This window comes from Halothece sp. PCC 7418 (genome assembly GCF_000317635.1).
In the GTDB taxonomy this organism is placed as follows: Bacteria; Cyanobacteriota; Cyanobacteriia; order Cyanobacteriales; family Rubidibacteraceae; genus Halothece.
In genome coordinates this window covers 2433159-2449808 of sequence record NC_019779.1, presented here as the reverse complement: position 1 = coordinate 2449808, position 16650 = coordinate 2433159, and the positions used below count along the sequence as shown (strand labels likewise).

Annotated in this window: 15 protein-coding genes and 1 pseudogene; 6 read left to right on the top strand and 10 right to left on the bottom strand. The window is 41.6% G+C overall.

What is annotated here, in order from left to right; genetic code table 11:
* The first annotated feature begins 20 nt into the window (after positions 1-20).
* Together PCC7418_RS11000 and PCC7418_RS19420 are read left to right on the top strand one after the other, a co-directional pair.
* Positions 21-497 carry a low molecular weight protein-tyrosine-phosphatase gene (locus PCC7418_RS11000; protein WP_015226256.1) on the top strand — a complete coding sequence of 159 codons (477 nt, stop codon included), beginning with the start codon at positions 21-23 and terminating at the stop codon, positions 495-497.
* Positions 498-620: 123 nt separating this feature from the next.
* Positions 621-977 carry a family 14 glycosylhydrolase gene (locus tag PCC7418_RS19420; RefSeq protein ID WP_015226255.1) on the top strand — a complete coding sequence of 119 codons (357 nt, stop codon included), beginning with the start codon at positions 621-623 and terminating at the stop codon, positions 975-977.
* Here the strand turns inward: PCC7418_RS19420 and PCC7418_RS21365 are convergent.
* Together PCC7418_RS21365 and PCC7418_RS10990 are read right to left on the bottom strand one after the other, a co-directional pair.
* Positions 874-1170 (bottom strand): annotated as a pseudogene (locus tag PCC7418_RS21365) (DUF4253 domain-containing protein); the annotation flags it as partial. The gene PCC7418_RS19420 and the pseudogene PCC7418_RS21365 overlap by 104 nt on opposite strands.
* 127 nt (positions 1171-1297) lie before the next feature.
* Positions 1298-2161, bottom strand: a complete 864-nt coding sequence (locus PCC7418_RS10990; RefSeq protein ID WP_015226253.1) for a lipid kinase — start codon at positions 2159-2161, stop codon at positions 1298-1300.
* Between the two features lie 23 nt (positions 2162-2184).
* Between PCC7418_RS10990 and PCC7418_RS10985 the strand changes: the two genes are divergently transcribed.
* Both PCC7418_RS10985 and PCC7418_RS10980 read left to right on the top strand, forming a co-directional pair.
* On the top strand, positions 2185-3636 hold the full coding sequence (locus tag PCC7418_RS10985; RefSeq protein ID WP_015226252.1) for a DASH family cryptochrome: 1452 nt from the start codon (positions 2185-2187) through the stop codon (positions 3634-3636).
* Positions 3637-3655: 19 nt separating this feature from the next.
* On the top strand, positions 3656-4771 hold the full coding sequence (locus tag PCC7418_RS10980; RefSeq protein ID WP_216086637.1) for a hybrid sensor histidine kinase/response regulator: 1116 nt from the start codon (positions 3656-3658) through the stop codon (positions 4769-4771).
* On the opposite strand, the gene PCC7418_RS19415 is transcribed toward PCC7418_RS10980, so the two are convergent.
* Positions 4707-7472, bottom strand: a complete 2766-nt coding sequence (locus PCC7418_RS19415) for a PAS domain S-box protein (RefSeq protein WP_015226250.1) — start codon at positions 7470-7472, stop codon at positions 4707-4709. The genes PCC7418_RS10980 and PCC7418_RS19415 overlap by 65 nt on opposite strands.
* A 134-nt stretch (positions 7473-7606) precedes the next feature.
* Here PCC7418_RS19415 and PCC7418_RS10970 point away from each other — a divergent pair, with 134 nt between their 5' ends.
* A complete protein-coding gene (locus tag PCC7418_RS10970) occupies positions 7607-7834 on the top strand; it encodes a hypothetical protein (RefSeq protein ID WP_015226249.1) in 228 nt (75 codons plus the stop codon).
* 122 nt (positions 7835-7956) lie between these two features.
* Here PCC7418_RS10970 and PCC7418_RS10965 read toward each other — a convergent pair whose 3' ends face one another.
* The 5 genes from PCC7418_RS10965 to PCC7418_RS10945 all read right to left on the bottom strand — a co-directional run bounded on the left by PCC7418_RS10965 (position 7957) and on the right by PCC7418_RS10945 (position 13190).
* On the bottom strand, positions 7957-8892 hold the full coding sequence (locus PCC7418_RS10965) for a proline/glycine betaine ABC transporter permease (protein WP_015226248.1): 936 nt from the start codon (positions 8890-8892) through the stop codon (positions 7957-7959).
* A gap of 202 nt (positions 8893-9094) precedes the next feature.
* Positions 9095-10369, bottom strand: a complete 1275-nt coding sequence (locus tag PCC7418_RS10960; RefSeq protein ID WP_015226247.1) for a glycine betaine/L-proline ABC transporter ATP-binding protein — start codon at positions 10367-10369, stop codon at positions 9095-9097.
* 454 nt (positions 10370-10823) lie between these two features.
* Positions 10824-11354: a 5-(carboxyamino)imidazole ribonucleotide mutase gene (gene purE / locus PCC7418_RS10955; protein ID WP_015226246.1), complete on the bottom strand. Its 531-nt coding sequence runs from the start codon at positions 11352-11354 to the stop codon at positions 10824-10826.
* A 6-nt stretch (positions 11355-11360) separates the two neighbouring features.
* Complete coding sequence (locus tag PCC7418_RS10950; RefSeq protein ID WP_015226245.1) at positions 11361-11720, bottom strand: response regulator transcription factor; 360 nt, start codon at positions 11718-11720, stop codon at positions 11361-11363.
* A 105-nt stretch (positions 11721-11825) separates the two neighbouring features.
* Positions 11826-13190 (bottom strand): aminopeptidase P family protein, encoded by a 1365-nt coding sequence (locus PCC7418_RS10945; RefSeq protein ID WP_015226244.1) that lies wholly within the window; start codon positions 13188-13190, stop codon positions 11826-11828.
* Positions 13191-13513: 323 nt separating this feature from the next.
* Between PCC7418_RS10945 and PCC7418_RS10940 the strand changes: the two genes are divergently transcribed.
* Entirely contained in the window at positions 13514-14794 is a 1281-nt protein-coding gene (locus tag PCC7418_RS10940) for a nickel/cobalt transporter (protein ID WP_015226243.1), read from the top strand.
* Here the strand turns inward: PCC7418_RS10940 and PCC7418_RS10935 are convergent.
* Complete coding sequence (locus PCC7418_RS10935; RefSeq protein WP_015226242.1) at positions 14787-15446, bottom strand: HAD family hydrolase; 660 nt, start codon at positions 15444-15446, stop codon at positions 14787-14789. The genes PCC7418_RS10940 and PCC7418_RS10935 overlap by 8 nt on opposite strands.
* A 1-nt stretch (position 15447) precedes the next feature.
* Complete coding sequence (locus PCC7418_RS10930) at positions 15448-16644, bottom strand: NAD(P)/FAD-dependent oxidoreductase (RefSeq protein WP_015226241.1); 1197 nt, start codon at positions 16642-16644, stop codon at positions 15448-15450.
* Positions 16645-16650 lie beyond the last annotated feature (6 nt).

Here is a 16650-nt window from a genome sequence, read left to right as displayed (position 1 = left end):
CGTCTAGGAAAATTTCGGTTATGGCTTACCAACTTCTCTTTGTTTGTTTGGGAAATATTTGTCGGTCTCCTTCTGCGGAAAATATCATGCGCTACTTGCTGGAAACAGAAGGGTTAACCAATGAAATCATTTGTGATTCTGCGGGAACATCAGACTATCATATCGGAAGCCCCCCAGATCGGCGAATGACCATTGCAGCAGAAACAAGAGGAATTAAATTAAAAGGAAGGGCGCGTCAATTTCATCCCAATGATTTTGAAAAATATGATTTAATCTTAGCAATGGATCGGGATAATTATTGGTCATTGATTTCTCTTGATCCCCATAAAAAATATCGCGATAAAATTCAAATGATGTGCGACTATGCCCGAAATTATCAAGATACAGAAGTTCCTGATCCCTATTATGGTGGAACAGAAGGATTTAATTATGTGATTGATCTGCTTCTCGATGCTTGTGGGGGGTTATTAGCAGAAATTAGAAATAATCCTCAGTAATATCGCTATAGCGTTACGCGCTGGGGAAAGGGATAAGGAGAAGGGGAGTTGGGGAGTTGGGGTGAGAGTGTGAACAAATAACAAATAACCAAGAACCAAGAACAAAAATTAAGTGTGTATCGAATGAGAGTAAGAGTTGGTGTCATTAGTTTTCTCTTAGGATTAATTAGTGGTCTGATGATTAATCTCTTTTTTCACGGAATGACTTCTTCTCCTCCAGAAAAACACTTTAACGCCCTTGCGCCTTTAGAAATTAGAAATGAACAGGAATGGCGCAATTTTAGACATCAACTCGCGATCGCGCAAGGAATGGGGATCGATGCAATTGTTACTGATATTTGGTGCGGAAAAGTGGAAGCCCAAGGCGATCAACAGTTTAATTGGAGTTATTATGATCGCCTGATTCAAGAAATTCAAGCTGCAAATTTATACTGGATTCCGATTTTCTCATTGTTGAGATCAACCCCCCCCCAGCAATGAGTTGTCGAATGTCCTCATTGACTGCTTGTCCCATAGTTTCCACCATCTCAATCATTTCAGGAATACACCCATAGCCTTGATCAATGACATCAGGACAAAACTCATAAATCTCTTGAAAAAACGCATCGAGATCAGTGGGTAGCGATTGAAAGTATAAATCAATCGTATCTTTACCAACACTGGCGATTGAAAACTTGCATTGTTTGTTCTATTCCTCCAGCTTGGCAATAATATCTTCCGTTGTCACGTCACAGTTAATCCCATCAGTTTGGGCTTCGCGGATTTTAAGTAATGCTTCTGAAAGTTCCATATCGCGTTAATTAGGGGATAATGACATTCAAGGCATGGGGAACCACTTCAAATTTAGCAGGAGTTTCTACTGTAATTTCCCCATCAGTATTAATGGGACGAGGTTTTTTCGTTTCAATAAAAAATTCTTGTCCTTCTAACAAGCGAACTTTTCTGGCGGGATAACGCCCTAACCATAAATTGGGAAGTAATTTAATCATCTCCCACCAATGTCGAATTTCTAAACTGTATAAATCTAAGCGTTGGTCATGAATTTTGGCATCGTGAACAATGGTCATTCCTCCCCCATAATGACGACCATTTCCAATGGCGATTTGAACCGTTTTCACAGTAATGACCTCTCCCCGATGATGAATTTTTGCTGTAAAGGGACGAGATTTTGATAAGACTTTCACAGCCGTCACTGCATACGCCAACACTCCCCAACGCCGTTTTGCTTGCTTGGTCAGTTGATTGGTAATATCGACACTTAACCCCAAACTGGCGACATTAAAAAAATATTGTTCATTGACTTTTCCTAAATCAATCGCTTGGTGTTTGCCTCGCGCAATTACGTGACACGCTTCAGCAAGAGTTGGGGGAATATCTAACGTGCGGGCTAAATCATTTGCAGTTCCCAGTGGTAAAATACCTAGGGGGAGTTTGGTTTCTACAATGCCCGAAATTGCTGCGTTGAGTGTGCCATCACCACCGCCAATAATCACTAAATTGACCTGATGTTGATAATTGCGGATTAACTCAGGAAGTTGATGAGGATGTTCACTGCTTCTTTGCAGCAACGTGAATCCCATCGCTTCTAGGTGATGTTTAATAATAGGGAGGCTTTTTTTTCCTTGACGAGAATGGGGATTTACTAATAGCAAAGCAGAAGGCATAAAACAATCAGCAGTAAAGAAGAATGAGTCAACAGAAAATTTTAATTTGGTATCGTAATGATTTAAGGGTACATGATCATGAACCTTTATTTCGGGCGAGTAAAACTCAGGGACAAATTATTCCGTTTTATTGTTTCGATACAAGGGAGTTTGGACACACTGGATTTGGATTTCCGAAAACAGGGAGTTTTCGCGCTCAGTTTTTACAAGAAAGTGTTGCTAATTTACGGGAAACCTTAAAAAATCTGGGCAGTAATTTAATGATTAGGGTCGGTCAACCAGAAATCATTATTCCCGAGTTAGTGACTGCATTAAATCTTACAAATCTTGTTTATCATGCTGAAGTTACCGCAGAAGAAATTCGTGTGGAAAAAGCCTTAAGCAAGCAACTGCAATCACTGGGAGTAACATTAACCTCTTATTGGGGATCAACCCTTCATCATCTTGATGATTTACCGATCAAAGTTGATGATCTCCCTGATGTTTTCACTCAGTATCGCAAGCGCATTGAAAAAACATCTGAGATTCGGTCTTGCTTTCCTACACCTGAGAAGTTACCGCCCTTACCTTCAGAGATAGCAACGGGTGATTTGCCTAATCTGGAAACATTAGGGGTCAAGTTGGTGTCTCCTGATGAAAGAGGAGTTCTAAAATTTGTTGGCGGTGAAAGGGCTGGACTTGATCGCTTAAAAGACTATATTTGGCAAGAAGATTGTCTGAAAGTTTATAAAAAAACCCGTAATGGAATGTTAGGGACAAATGATTCTTCTAAGTTTTCGCCATGGTTGGCGCGGGGGTGTTTATCCCCTCGTTATGTTTACGAGGAAGTGCAGAGTTATGAAGAAAACCGTGTCAAAAATGATTCCACTTATTGGCTAATTTTTGAATTGATGTGGCGTGACTATTTCCGCTTTGTTTGCTTAAAATATGGCAATGCTGTATTCTATCAGACAGGTTTGCAGGGGGTAAAAATTCCCTGGAAAGAAGATTGGCAACAGTTTACTCTTTGGCAAGAGGGAAAAACAGGATATCCTTTAGTGGATGCCAATATGCGAGAGATCGCAACGACTGGCTTTATGTCTAATCGTGGTCGTCAAAATGTCGCTAGTTTTCTCACTAAAAATCTAGGAATTGATTGGCGTATGGGTGCAGAATGGTTTGAATCTCTCTTAATCGATTATGATGTAAGTAGTAATTGGGGGAACTGGAATTATACGGCTGGTGTCGGAAACGATGCAAGGGAGTTTCGTTACTTCAATATTCCGAAGCAGTCCAAAATGTATGATCCCAAAGGAAATTATTTACGACATTGGCTTCCTGAATTAAGAAATCTCCCTGGGGATTTAATTCATGAACCTTGGAAACTTTCGTCTGATGAGCAAAAGGAGTATGGGGTCACCCTAGGGGTTGATTATCCTCGACCCGTTGTTGATTTTATGAAGTCAATTCAAGCCAACCAGAAGTTAATGAAATAGGAGTTATAAATCAAGAAAAATGATGAATAATTACCCATCTTTACTGATTGTTGATGATGAACCAAATAATTTTGATGTTATTGAGGCTCTATTAGAAGGGGAAAATTACAAACTCTATTACGCAGCGAATGCCTCTCGCGCCCTCCGCTGGTTAGAAAAAAATCCAGTTGATGTGATTTTGCTGGATGTGATGATGCCAGAAATTGACGGGATTACATTTTGTTCTTACTTAAAAAATAATCCTGATTATCAATATATCCCGATTATTATGGTCACTGCATTAACGGGAAAAGAAGATTTGGCACGGTGTTTAGAAGCGGGGGCGGATGATTTTATTAGTAAGCCTTTAAACTGGATTGAGCTTCGATCGCGCTTGCATTCCATGATCCGAATTAAGCAACAATATGACAATCTTCAGTTATTGTTGCAACGCCGTGAAGAAATGGCGGAAATTATTGTTCATGACTTACAAAATCCAGTCACCAGCATTGTTTTATCTTGCGAAATGCTCAAGTTTACGAACTTAGATGATAAACAAAGTAAGAAAGTGGAACAAATTAGTGTTGCGGGGAAACGGTTAGAAGAACAAATTCAAACCTTACTGACAATGGCGAAGTTAGAAACAGGGCGTTTAGTTTTAAACCCAACTTCCACTTCCCTGAAGCCTTTTTTAGAAAAACTGGTTCAAGAATTTAGCGCGATCGCGTCCGCAAAATCAATCACCATTACGCCCGAATTAAAAGCTGAAAATGATTTCGCAGCCGTGGATTCCCATTTATTTTCACGGATTATTAATAATTTATTATCCAATGCCTTAAAGTATTCTCCCCGAGGCAAAGAAATTAAACTTCAACTTTTAGATACATCCGAAAAAGTGATCCTGAAAGTGCTTGATCAAGGAAAAGGGGTTAGTGATTCCTTTAAGCAGAAAATATTTAAGAAATATGAAACAGGCGTTCAGCATAGTGATGTTAACCAAACGGGGTTAGGACTAGCCTTTTGTCAGATGGCAGTTCTCGCCCATGGGGGTAAAATTTATGTTGAAGATAATGAACCACAAGGGGCAATTTTTACCATTGAAATTCCTCGATTAAATGTTTCTGAACCTGATTCAGTAAGTTCCGTAAGCGAATAGGCTTCACTAAATAATAACTCGCTTCAAAAGCCCCCAGTTTCTCTTCTATCTCAACCGATTCTATTTGTGTAATGAGAAGAAAAATTGGTGTTTTTTCTAACTCAGTGATTTGTCTGAGGGAGGGGATAATGCTTTCTGCTGTCACTTCAAAACTGGATAAATCAATGATAATGATTTGCGGTGTCACCGCCGACAATGTTGAGAACAAGTGTTCCATGGTATTGATCGCCAGCACTTCATAACCAGAAGCCTCGAAATAACTACAGGTGGTATCAAGGGTGGGTTGATCGGAATTGGCGACTAAGATTGGGGAAGAAGGATAGATCTGATTCAGCTGTTGATCTGATAAGTGAGAACTGACTTCACCAGAAACTTCACCAGAAATACAATAGACATCGGTGTAGGGTAACTTAACAGAAAACGTGCTTCCTTTCCCCACCTCACTTTCAACCCCAATGCTTCCACCGAGTAATTCTGTAATGCGACGCACTAAAGATAACCCGAGTCCAGTTCCGCCATGGTTACGATTGAATTCACTATTTAATTGCACAAACGGTTCAAATAATTGAGGGATTTCGTTTTGGGGAATACCGATTCCTGTATCACTAACATTAAATAAAATATTTTCTCGATAATAATCTTCCGTTACCGTTAGGGTAACTTTTCCACCTTTATCTGTAAATTTAACCGCATTACTGAGTAAATTAATCAGAATTTGTCGCATCCGTAATTCATCTGTATTCAGACGATTTGCAGCAGTATTAATTTGAATTTTTAAGTCAATTCCTTTACGAGAAGCCAGTTGAGAAATAAAAGTGAAACTACTTTCACATAAGGCTTTAATATTAACTTGTTCAAAGTTTAAGGTGGCGGTTCCCGATTGTATTTTTGCTAAATCGAGAATGTCATTGATTAAAGCTAATAAATGTCTCGCACTAGTATCAATTGTTTTTACTGCTTGTTGTTGTTGCTCATTAATGGCTGCAAAAGCCCCTTCTTTTAAAGCCTCTGACATCCCTAAAATAGCATTGAGAGGGGTTCTAATTTCATGACTCATACTCGCCAGAAATTCGTCTTTTAACTTCGTTGCTCGTTCTAATTCCTGATTGGTTAATTCTAAACATTCATTAGTGGTTTTTAATTCGGCTTCAAAGGCTTTTTGATCACTGATATCAGTCACACGCACTAAATACATTGACGTTTGATTCACCTGAATTTCTGTCCAAGCAACATCTCCCCAAAATTCCTGTCCATGCAATGTCCGAATAATAATTTCTTCTGTCCAAGTTCCTTCTTCTTGAATCAGTTGTTTAACTTGTGATAATGTTTTTTTATACAAGTAATCGGCTGGTTGATGCAAGAGTTGTTCTTTACTTTCCGCTTGGGATAACTCCACTGCTCTGCGATTGCAATCGACAATTGTAAAGGTTTCAGGATTAATTAAAAATAGCGCGTCTGTTGCTTCATCAAAAATGACTTCTTTTAATTCTCGGTTATGATGAATTTCTGCTTGCGCTTGTTTTTCTTCTGTAATATCTTGGGCAATCCCCGCAACTCGATCAATTTCTCCTGCTTGATTTTTAATTGGAAAAGCGCGATCGCGCAACCAACGAATTTCACCATCAGAACGAATAATCCGATATTCAGTATCATGTTTTTCTAAAATCGGTTGGCTAATCACTTTCTCCACAGTGGGTCGATCGTCAGGGTGAATCCGTTGGAGAAAATTTAGCGGATTTTCCAGCACAGCATCTGGAGGATAACCCCAAATTTTTTCATAAGCGGGACTAACATAAAATAGCTGCTTTAAATGGGGATCAATCATCCAAAAAATATCATCAATATTTTCTGCAAATTGACGGAATTTTTCTTCACTTTCTTGTAACGCTAATTCCGCTTGTTTTTGTGCAGTAATATCCAATAAAACACCATACCGCATCACGGATCCATCGCTCTGTTGTTGGGCTTGTGAACAAACTTGAATCCAAATTAAACCTTGAGATGGCGTAACTAAACGCCCTTCCCAGCAAGACGGGGTTAAATCAGTGAAGCCATTTTGTAGGAAGAGGGAAAACCGATCGCGATCGGCTTCATGAACTAAATTGATAAAATGATTAAAATCTGCATAAAGATCACTGAGGGAAACTTCTAAGATTTCTGCTGCGCGATCGCTGACATATTCAACATCAATTGTTCCATCCCCAAAGTAATGTAATCGATAAATCGCCCCTGGAATATTATTTGCTACATTGGCTAATTCTTTACTTTTATCTTGTAACGATTGCTCCACATTTTTCCGTTCTGTTATATCAATAATAATCGCAAAAAAAGAGAGTTTTTCTGCTTTTTCAACTAATTGTAAATACACCTCAATCGGATAGATACTGCCATCAGCACGACGATGAATAGTCTCTAAATTCATCTGTGTCACTTCATGATTAATTAAAGGAGTGACTAATTCATTGAAATCGACGGCATTTAAGTCCGTAGCAATATCAAACACCGTCATCTTCTGTAAGGTTTCTAGAGAATACCCAAGGTTACGAGTTGCCCTCGGGTTGGCATATTCAATGGTTAACGTCGTCCGATCAACAATATAAACTTCGTTGGGGCTGGCTTCCAGAATTTGAGCAACTTTCATCGCATCGCCTTCTGTGAGATTAGTGCGACTGTCTGAGATGCTAGTAAATTTTTCTAACATTTTTAGCTATGTTAATTGGGAAGTGATACTTACTAAAGTAACTCACTTTAGAACTGTGGTTGCTACGGAAGTCAACTAGTATTTAGTAGGTTAAAATTAGGTTAATAGAAAATAAAATTTAGGCAAAAATAATTATGACACTCAATCAGTATCTCTATCCTCATGCCTCCTACCATGGCACCGTGAAACCCGAAAACCTTGTTTTTAATGCCAACTTACAAGAGTTTGCCCAACGCATGGGTTACATCGCCAATTTAGAAACAGCAGGAAAGATTTCACCCAAGGAAGCCTATGCCGAGGCCCATGCCCTTTGGGAATCTTTAGAGACCTCTTATGAGCAGCTAATATCAAATAATTATTAATGAATATATAGCAATATGGTCTCATTTGTAAAAAGGTAGGGTGGGCATTGCCCATCCTACAAGCCAAGCAGGTTCTTCTTTGTTAAAGGGGGATCAAATGCTGTGCTTGAGCGCCAATCAAACTAAGATTCTTGAGGAATTTTCTGAGCTTTATTTTTGTTCAGTAAGTTCAGAACAAAACCAATGGGACCGCGTTGTTTCCAATGGGGTCGTCCTTTGTCGGTACTCCCCACCGCTTGGGTAATACGATCGAGCACAATGGCTAATAAAACAATGCCAATTCCGCCGACTGCAGCTAAGCCCACATCTAAGCGACCAATCCCACGGTTAACCATTTGTCCTAAGCCTTCTACCGCAATTAAGGAGGCGATAACCACCATCGATAGGGCAAGCATCAGCGATTGGTTAACGCCCGCTAAAATGGTCGGCATCGCGAGGGGAACTTGCACTTGTAATAACACTTGCTGTGGGGTTGAACCGAAGGCTTTGGCCGCTTCTACCACGTCTTCAGGGACACCGCGAATGCCAATATTAGTTAAACGAATTAAAGGCGGAACGGCGAAAATAAAGGTGACAATCACCCCAGGTACTTCTCCTGTTCCAAATAACATCACGACAGGGACGAGATAAACAAACGCAGGAAGGGTCTGCATGGTATCTAAAACGGGGCGAATCAGACTGGCAAAGCGATCGCTGCGGGCAGCCCAAATCCCCAAAGGAATGCCAATAATGACACAAAAGAAAACCGCCGTTAAAACAAGGGCAAGGGTAATCATGGATTCATCCCATGCCCCAATTAAGCCGACAACTGTCATCGCCACAACGCTGAAAATGGCGAGATTTCGATTGGCGATTTGCCAGGCAATACCAAGGAGTATGACTAAAAAAACAATGGGATTGAGAAAGAGGAAAAAGGATTGAATCCCCCGTAAAACCACCCCGACCGGTTGACCAATCCAATCATTAAAAATAAAACGAAAGTTATCGACAATGAAGTCGATGATCGCTTCAATTTGATCACCGAGGGGCCAGATTGTCTCTTGAAATGGATCGAGCATAATGATTATTAGTTATTAGTTAATTTCCCAAAGAACAAAGAACAAAGAACAAAGAACAAAGAACAAAGAACAAAGAACGAAGAACAAAGAACAAAGAACAAAGAACAAAGAACAAAGAACAAAGAACAAAGAACGAAGAACAAAGAACAAAGAACCAAAATTTAGAATGTCCCTCACGTATCCGAGAATTGCTAGACCTTAGTTAAACAGCAATTTGTTGGGGTTGATTTTCGGTTTCTACCGTGTCGTCATCTTCGTCTTTAATGCGACCGATACTCGCCAGAATATCAGAATGTTCAACAACGCCTTTGAACTGACCTTCGTCATCAATAATCGCCAGAGGGAGATCCTGTTGACACAGGTGGGCAACTTCTTCAATGGTCGTGCTTGCTTCCACTTGCGGGAAGTCAGTGTTCATCACCTCTTTAATATCGTCTTTCCCTGCGTCTAACGCTTCTGTTAAAGCCTGAGTTGTCACGACACCAATGGGAGAATTGTTGCGATCAACCACGTACATTTCCTCTCGTCGATGTCGTTGCATTTGTTCTAATGCGGAACGCACAGACCCATGTCCAAGGATAAAGGGAATGGTTTTGCGGGTAATCGAGCCTGTTTTGAGAACTTGGGCGCGGTTGACATCCATCATAAAGTCACGGATGTAATCATCAGCAGGATTCGTCACCAGTTCTTCGGGTGTACCCACTTGCACAAAGTAACCATCTTTCATCACCGCAACGCGATCGCCAATTTTAAGGGCTTCGTGAATGTCGTGAGAAATAAAGACAACGGTTTTGTGCAGTTCATCTTGTAAGCGCATCAACTCCGCCTGCATATCCCTACGAATCAACGGGTCAAGTGCGCCAAAGGCTTCGTCCATCAAGAGAATATCGGGATCGGTTGCCAAAGCCCGCGCCAGTCCTACCCGTTGCTGCATCCCGCCACTGAGCTCAGACGGATAACGGTTCGCCCATTTATGGAGTCCAACAATTTCGAGGGTTTCTAGGGCTTTATTGCGACGTTGCTGTTCGTCAATTCCACGCACTTTTAAGCCATATTCGGTATTTTCAGCAACTGTCAGGTGGGGGAAAAGGGCAAATTTTTGGAACACCATTGCCATTTTCGTGCGTCGGACTTCTCTGAGTCTTTCGAGGTCAACGTGGGCAACATCTTCATCATCCACAATCACTTGACCGCTAGTGGGTTCAATCAGACGATTGAGACAACGAATGAGCGTCGATTTTCCAGACCCTGACAAGCCCATAATGACAAAGAGTTCCCCCTCTTGAATCTCAAAGGAAACACCGCCGACACCGACCACATTGCCCGTTTTTTCTAAGATGGCATCGCGGGTATGACCTTCTCGCATCAATTTGAGACCTTCGCGCGGATTGTCCCCAAAAATTTTGACGAGACTTTCCACACGAATTTTGGGTTTCGGGGAATTTGTATTTTCACTCATATTTTGGTCTGTATTCATGGTTTTGATTGACCTTCAAAGAGGGTCAGTTTTAGACTAGTGGTTAAAGTAGCTTAACTTGTTTTTAGTCGCTAATTTTACTACTCCTTCTGTTATCCCCATTTTAACAAAGGCGTAATTCCCCCTAGTAGCAGCAGTAACAACTTTTCCCCCCTTCCCTCTTTCCAGTGATCAGTGACCAGTGACCAAAGAACAAAAATTATCAGTAAATCACGGGTTTAAAACCCCGTCCTTTAGGACGTTCTTGTGCTACAATCGTACAATGACGTTAACGGTCATCTACTGGGGGTCCCCCAGAAAGTTACGACTAATCCTGAACTGGCAGGATGTCTGGTTTCCAGATGGATGTATGACTAGCTGTTAGGCGGTCAGCCTAGTAACCCTCGTTTAGAGAGGAGGTTTTAGCAAGCAATTGCTGAATCTGAATCCCCTAGCCTTTAGGCAGGGGAGGATGTCAATTCTCAAAGTCTTTTAAATATTCCTGATACCCAACCTCATCGAGTCGATTTTGTTTGTCCATGACAGAGGTTTTTAATTCTTGGCGATAATCTTCTACTTTTTTCAATAATTCCGAATCAAATGCTGCAATCATTTGTATCGCTAATAGACCAGCATTTTTCGCGTTATTAATGGCAACGGTTGCGACGGGAATTCCTCCAGGCATTTGCACAATGGAGTAGAGAGAGTCAACGCCTTGTAAGTGACGAGTTTTGACGGGAACACCAATCACAGGCAATGGCGTGAGAGAAGCAACCATCCCAGGTAAGTGGGCAGCCCCCCCAGCCCCCGCAATAATTACTTTTAACCCGCGATCAACGGCTGTTTGGGCATAATCCACCATCCGCTTGGGAGTGCGGTGAGCGGAAACGATCGCGACTTCATAGGGAACGGCAAAGTCTTCACACAGCGCGATCGCGCTTTGCATTGTGGGCAAATCGGAATCACTGCCCATAATAATTCCAACTAAGGGGGTTTTTTCTGACATGACGACTTAAGCCAGTTTGTTCACAGTATTCATAAATTCGGTGGGATCAACGGGCTTCACTAGATAAGCATTTGCACCTAACATATCACCCCACATTTTGTCAACATCGGTTTCTTTAGTGGAACAAATAATGATGGGAATGTTTTTGGTTTCGTCTTGAGATTTGAGCGTCCGACAAAGTTCAAAACCGCTCTGACCAGGTAAGATAACATCTAAAATAATGATGTTTGGTTGACTGGCTTTAACTTTGGTTTCTGCTTCTTCCACACTCGAAACCACGGTGACAGAAAATCCTGCTTTCTGTAAATGACCACTAAAGAAATTTTGGTCAGTTTGGCTATCTTCAACGATTAATGCGGTTTTCATAACACAACAAGTCCCTATTTGAGTGACAGTCAAGGAATAAGTTTAACAATTCTTAATTTTATCATCGGACAGTTGTCTTGCTGTCTTGATGAAAAAGTTTCAGTCTTAAGCATGAGTGAGGGCTTCGACGCGATCGCGCTGAGAAGGTAGCTTGGCGGTTAAAACCTCTGCTCCTTCCGATGTCACCAAAACATCATCTTCAATGCGAATGCCTCGGACATCAGCAAACTGAGCAAGCCGTTCCCAATCTATCATGTCTTGATACTGTTCTCGGGTTTTGGTTTGGTTTAAGATTGCAGGGACTTGATAAAAACCTGGTTCGATGGTGACGGTCATTCCAGGTTGCAAAGCGCGATCGAGCCGTAAATTCCCTAAACCAAAGCGTTGGCTGCGCTGTCTTCCAGGGGCGTATCCTGCGCGATCGCCAAGATCTTCCATGTCATGAACATCCAAGCCTAATAAGTGTCCGACACCGTGAGGGAAAAACAGGGCGTGAGCATCTTTTTCTAGCAGATCAGAGACCGTCCCGCGCAAAATCCCGATCTCCACTAAGCCTTCTGCAATGATTTTTGCTGCTTGCCAATGAATGTCTTTATATTCTACCCCAGGCGCAACCGCTTCAATACAAGCATCATGGGCGGATAAGACTAAATCATAAATCTCTCGCTGCGTGGCGGAAAATTGACCACTGACGGGAAAGGTGCGAGTAATATCAGAAGCCCATCCCATCAGACTTTCTGCACCCACATCGGCTAAGATTAAATCTCCCGCTTGTAAGGTGTGGGAATAATCTTCGTTATGCAAAACCTCACCATGACAGGTGACAATGCTACCGTAAGCACAGGTTTGATTATGAGCAATCATAACGCTTTCCATGGCAGCGCGAACGTCTGCTTCTGTTTTTCCAGGTTGGGTTGCTTTCATCCCTGCTTGGTGGGCTTGAATGGAAACGGCTGCTGCTTGACGAATTTGCGCGATCGCGCTTTCATCATGACATAAACGGAGATTAATAATCGCTTCTATTAATTTTTGATCTTCTCCTGTTGCTTGTGTCGGTTGGGGAATGTCTCGCTTTAAAACCTCTTTTTGTTGTTGGACAATCATCGGATTCGACAGCGCGATCGTTGCTGCTTCCGAATGATAAGTTGTTAATTCTGATAAAGGATAAGCGCGATCAGCCCCAATCGTTTCTGCAATGTCATCGCGGTTGGGCTTTTCTCCCCCCCATAAAATGCTCTCTGCGGAAGGATTATTAAGGAAAAGGGTTAATTTTCCATTGTCTAATTCAATGACTGCATCTTCGAGATTTAATCCTGCAAAATACAGGAAATGACTGCTGGCGCGAAAGGGGAAGGTATTGGCGGGAAAGTTACGCGAGGGCGCACAACCTGACCATAATAAGACTGGATCGGGAAAGGTTTGGGCGAGTTTTTGACGACGCTGTTTTAAAGTTGTTTTTAAGTGATTCATCAATTCTTGTTTCTCGAATTATCAGTTATGATTAAGTTACTAGAGCAATCCTAAATCAGTTATAAATTTTTAGTTGGGATTCCCCCTTTAATTCCCCCCTTAGTAAGGGGGATCGTAATGTTGAGCTAGTAATGAGATCATATTGCTATAGTTGCAGTTTAACAAAAATGATAATTAATTATTATACAATCTCTGAAATCTCAAGTGACATTCAAGAAGTGGAAAAACTCTGTGTTATCTCAAATTGATTGGGGTGAGCGAGTGCTTGACTCTAGCGAAAATGTATAATTGATGTACGCTTGATAGATTAAAAAATGAGAAAAATGAAACGATTTCAATGGTTCATTTGGGGATGTTTGGGGGTTATCTTAACTTTGTTGATGTCTGTTATTTTTCCCGCCAAAACAGTCGCCCATATCAATGATTTATCTCTCGCTAATATTAAGATTTCAAGCCAACAAGCGGTGATTCAGTTTACCTTACCCATTGATTTTATTCGCTTTGCTGATGAGAATAATAATGGCAAAATTGAAGCGGAAGAAGTTAGAAACAATGAAACTGATTTAGAAACTTTTTTGCGCGATCGCGTTCAATTATTGAATCAAAATGATACTCTAGGAACGCTCACTGTTGCACCTAATGCTGAATTAGTTGTTCCTTCTAGTTCAGAAATTACAACCGAAACTCATACCACTCTCAATTTGAATTATACTTGGAGAGAGTCTCTCGAAAAACTTAAGATTAAATATAATCTCTTTCCCACTAACTTAGGAATGGGATTACCAAGTCTCCCCACAGCCCACTGTCTCGCGACGATTCGTTGGGGAGATCATATAAAAACGCATATTTTTAATGCGACGAATAAACAGTTCACCCTTGCTCTAAATTTTCAAAATAATGGGATCGCTTTACCCTTTTTTCAAGGCGCACAAGGGGGACTCATTGCCATATTTGGGGCTTTGATTTGGGGGGGATTTCATGCTCTTTCTCCTGGACATGGTAAAACCATGATTAGTGCTTATTTAGCGGGAACAAAAGCCACTTTCAAACAAGCCGTGGTCTTAGGATTAACCACAACCATCACTCATACCATCGGTGTTTTTGTGTTTGGTTTAATGGCTTGGTTTGCTTCTCAATATATTTTACCCGAACAATTATCCCCTTGGTTAAGTTTAGTTTCTGGAGTCATTATTTTCACGATTGGTTTAAATTTAATTCGTAAAAGATTACCCCAATCTAAACATCACCATCATCATCACCATCATCACCATCATCATCATGAAGCTACATCTGCTTCTTGGCGAGATATTTTTGCTTTAGGAATCTCTGGGGGATTAGTCCCTTGTCCTGCTGCATTAGTGTTATTATTAAGCACGATCGCGCTGGGAAAAATTGGCTATGGCTTGATGTTAGTTTTAGTCTTTAGTATTGGCTTAGCCGTTACTTTAATTAGTTTAGGGGCTTTATTTATTTACGGAAAAACACAATTCCAAAAGTTGCCTCAAGCCGAAATCGGGTTACAAAAACTGCCAATTCTCGGCGCGATCGCGATTACTTTGATTGGGATAATGATTACAGGAAATGCAGTGTGGACGCTTATTTAAGAACCAAACTTTTGCGTTTCAATAAAAATCCGTGCATTCCCAGTGCTTTTGCAGCTTCATAATCTTCCCGACGACTATCCCCAATATGCCACGTTTGTTCAGGTGAAACGTGATATTGCGCGATCGCGCTTTGGAAGATTTTCGGATCGGGTTTAGCAGCCCCCACTTCTGAAGAAATGGTGATTGTCGTGAAAAAACGCTTCAGATCAAGGGCATTTAAGACGCGATAGAGACGGGAATCAAAATTAGAAATCACCCCCAGTTGAATTCCTTGATCGCGCCAATGTTGTAAACAGGGAATCACATCCGAATATAACTCCCATGGATTCGCGGTTGCAAAATGATTATAGAGACGGGTAAAAAAAATGTCGAAATCCAAAAACTTATGGACGACACCGACTTCTTGAAATGTTTGATAAGTTATATCGCGCCACCATTGAAACTCTGCTTTTGGCAGATCAGAAGCGGAAACATCGGGAAACGCGGGTGGCGGGGCACTTTTAAACACTGGATCAAAAGCCGTATCGAGGGCTTGTGGGGAAGCGAGAACGCCAAAACTCCGCGCGATCGCGCTATAGACTTCGCCCACACTTCCTTTGACCCCAAATAATGTTCCCACCGCGTCGAGAAAAATAACCTCTGGTTTTGACATACTAAACGTTCGATAATAGCCTAGAGAGTGGTTGTGTAATCCAATTTGAGCCAACCGTTAACTGATGTTCTGGTGTCGGCATCCGCGAGAGATAAGCCAGACGACGGGCTAAATAAGCGACTATTCCATCTAACTTGACCCCTTGGGAAGTTAAACTTGCATTGTCTGTTCCCAGCACAAGCATTTCACCAAGATTGTAATATTTGAAAGGAAGCAAAGGACGACCCGTCAGAGTAGCCCAAAGATTCCAAGCACAGTAATCGGACTGTTGAAACGCCACTTGTGCCGTTGCTGGAACAACTTTCCCGCTTCCATCTTGACAAAAGGCAAGATCCCCTAAGGCAAAAATTGCAGGATGTCCTTCTACTTGCAGCGTTGGCTCTACTTTTATCTTACCCGTTTCATGGTGAGGGAGATCTAAATTTTTTACTAATTCTGGAACAGTTGTTCCCACTGTCCAAGCAACAATATCAACTGGTATGGTGTCACTTTGACCTTTATATAGTAAGGTGATTTCATCGGCAGTTATGCGTTCGACACTGGTTTCCGTATCCATCCAAACGTCACGATCCACAAGGGCTTTGCGGGCGGTCTCGCGGTTAAAATCAGGGGAAGTTTTCAGAATCAGTTCTCCCCGTTCAATAATCCGAATCCGACCTCGATCCCCCACGCGATCGCGCAATTTACAGGCTAATTCTACGCCACTGTAGCCCCCACCAACAATCGCAATCCGAATTTTCTCGCGATCGCTGTTTTCGAGACTCCGCAGTTTTTCCTCTAGTTGATAAGCATCTTTTAAGCTATGAAAGGGAAAAGCAAATTCTTGCGCCCCAGGCACCATTTCCATGGGCGTTTTTCCCCCCATTGCCAATACTAACGAGTCATAATTAAGCGAGGGCTGATCGGCAATTTGAACTTGTTGCCTCTTAACATTAAGATCCGTAACCGTACCTTGCACAAACTCAATACTCGTATCCGCTAAAATTTCTGAAAAGGGCGGAGCAATTTCCCAAGTTTGCAACTCATCGGTGAGTAATTCATAAAGAAGTGGCGTAAATAAAAATCGATCGCGCTGATCGACTAAAGTAATTTCTGGAACACCGTGGTGATCCCAAGGAAGTTGGCTGAGGCGTAAGGCGGTGTACAAGCCACCAAATCCCCCCCCTAAAATACAGATGCGGTGTTTCGATTCACTCATTTCTTT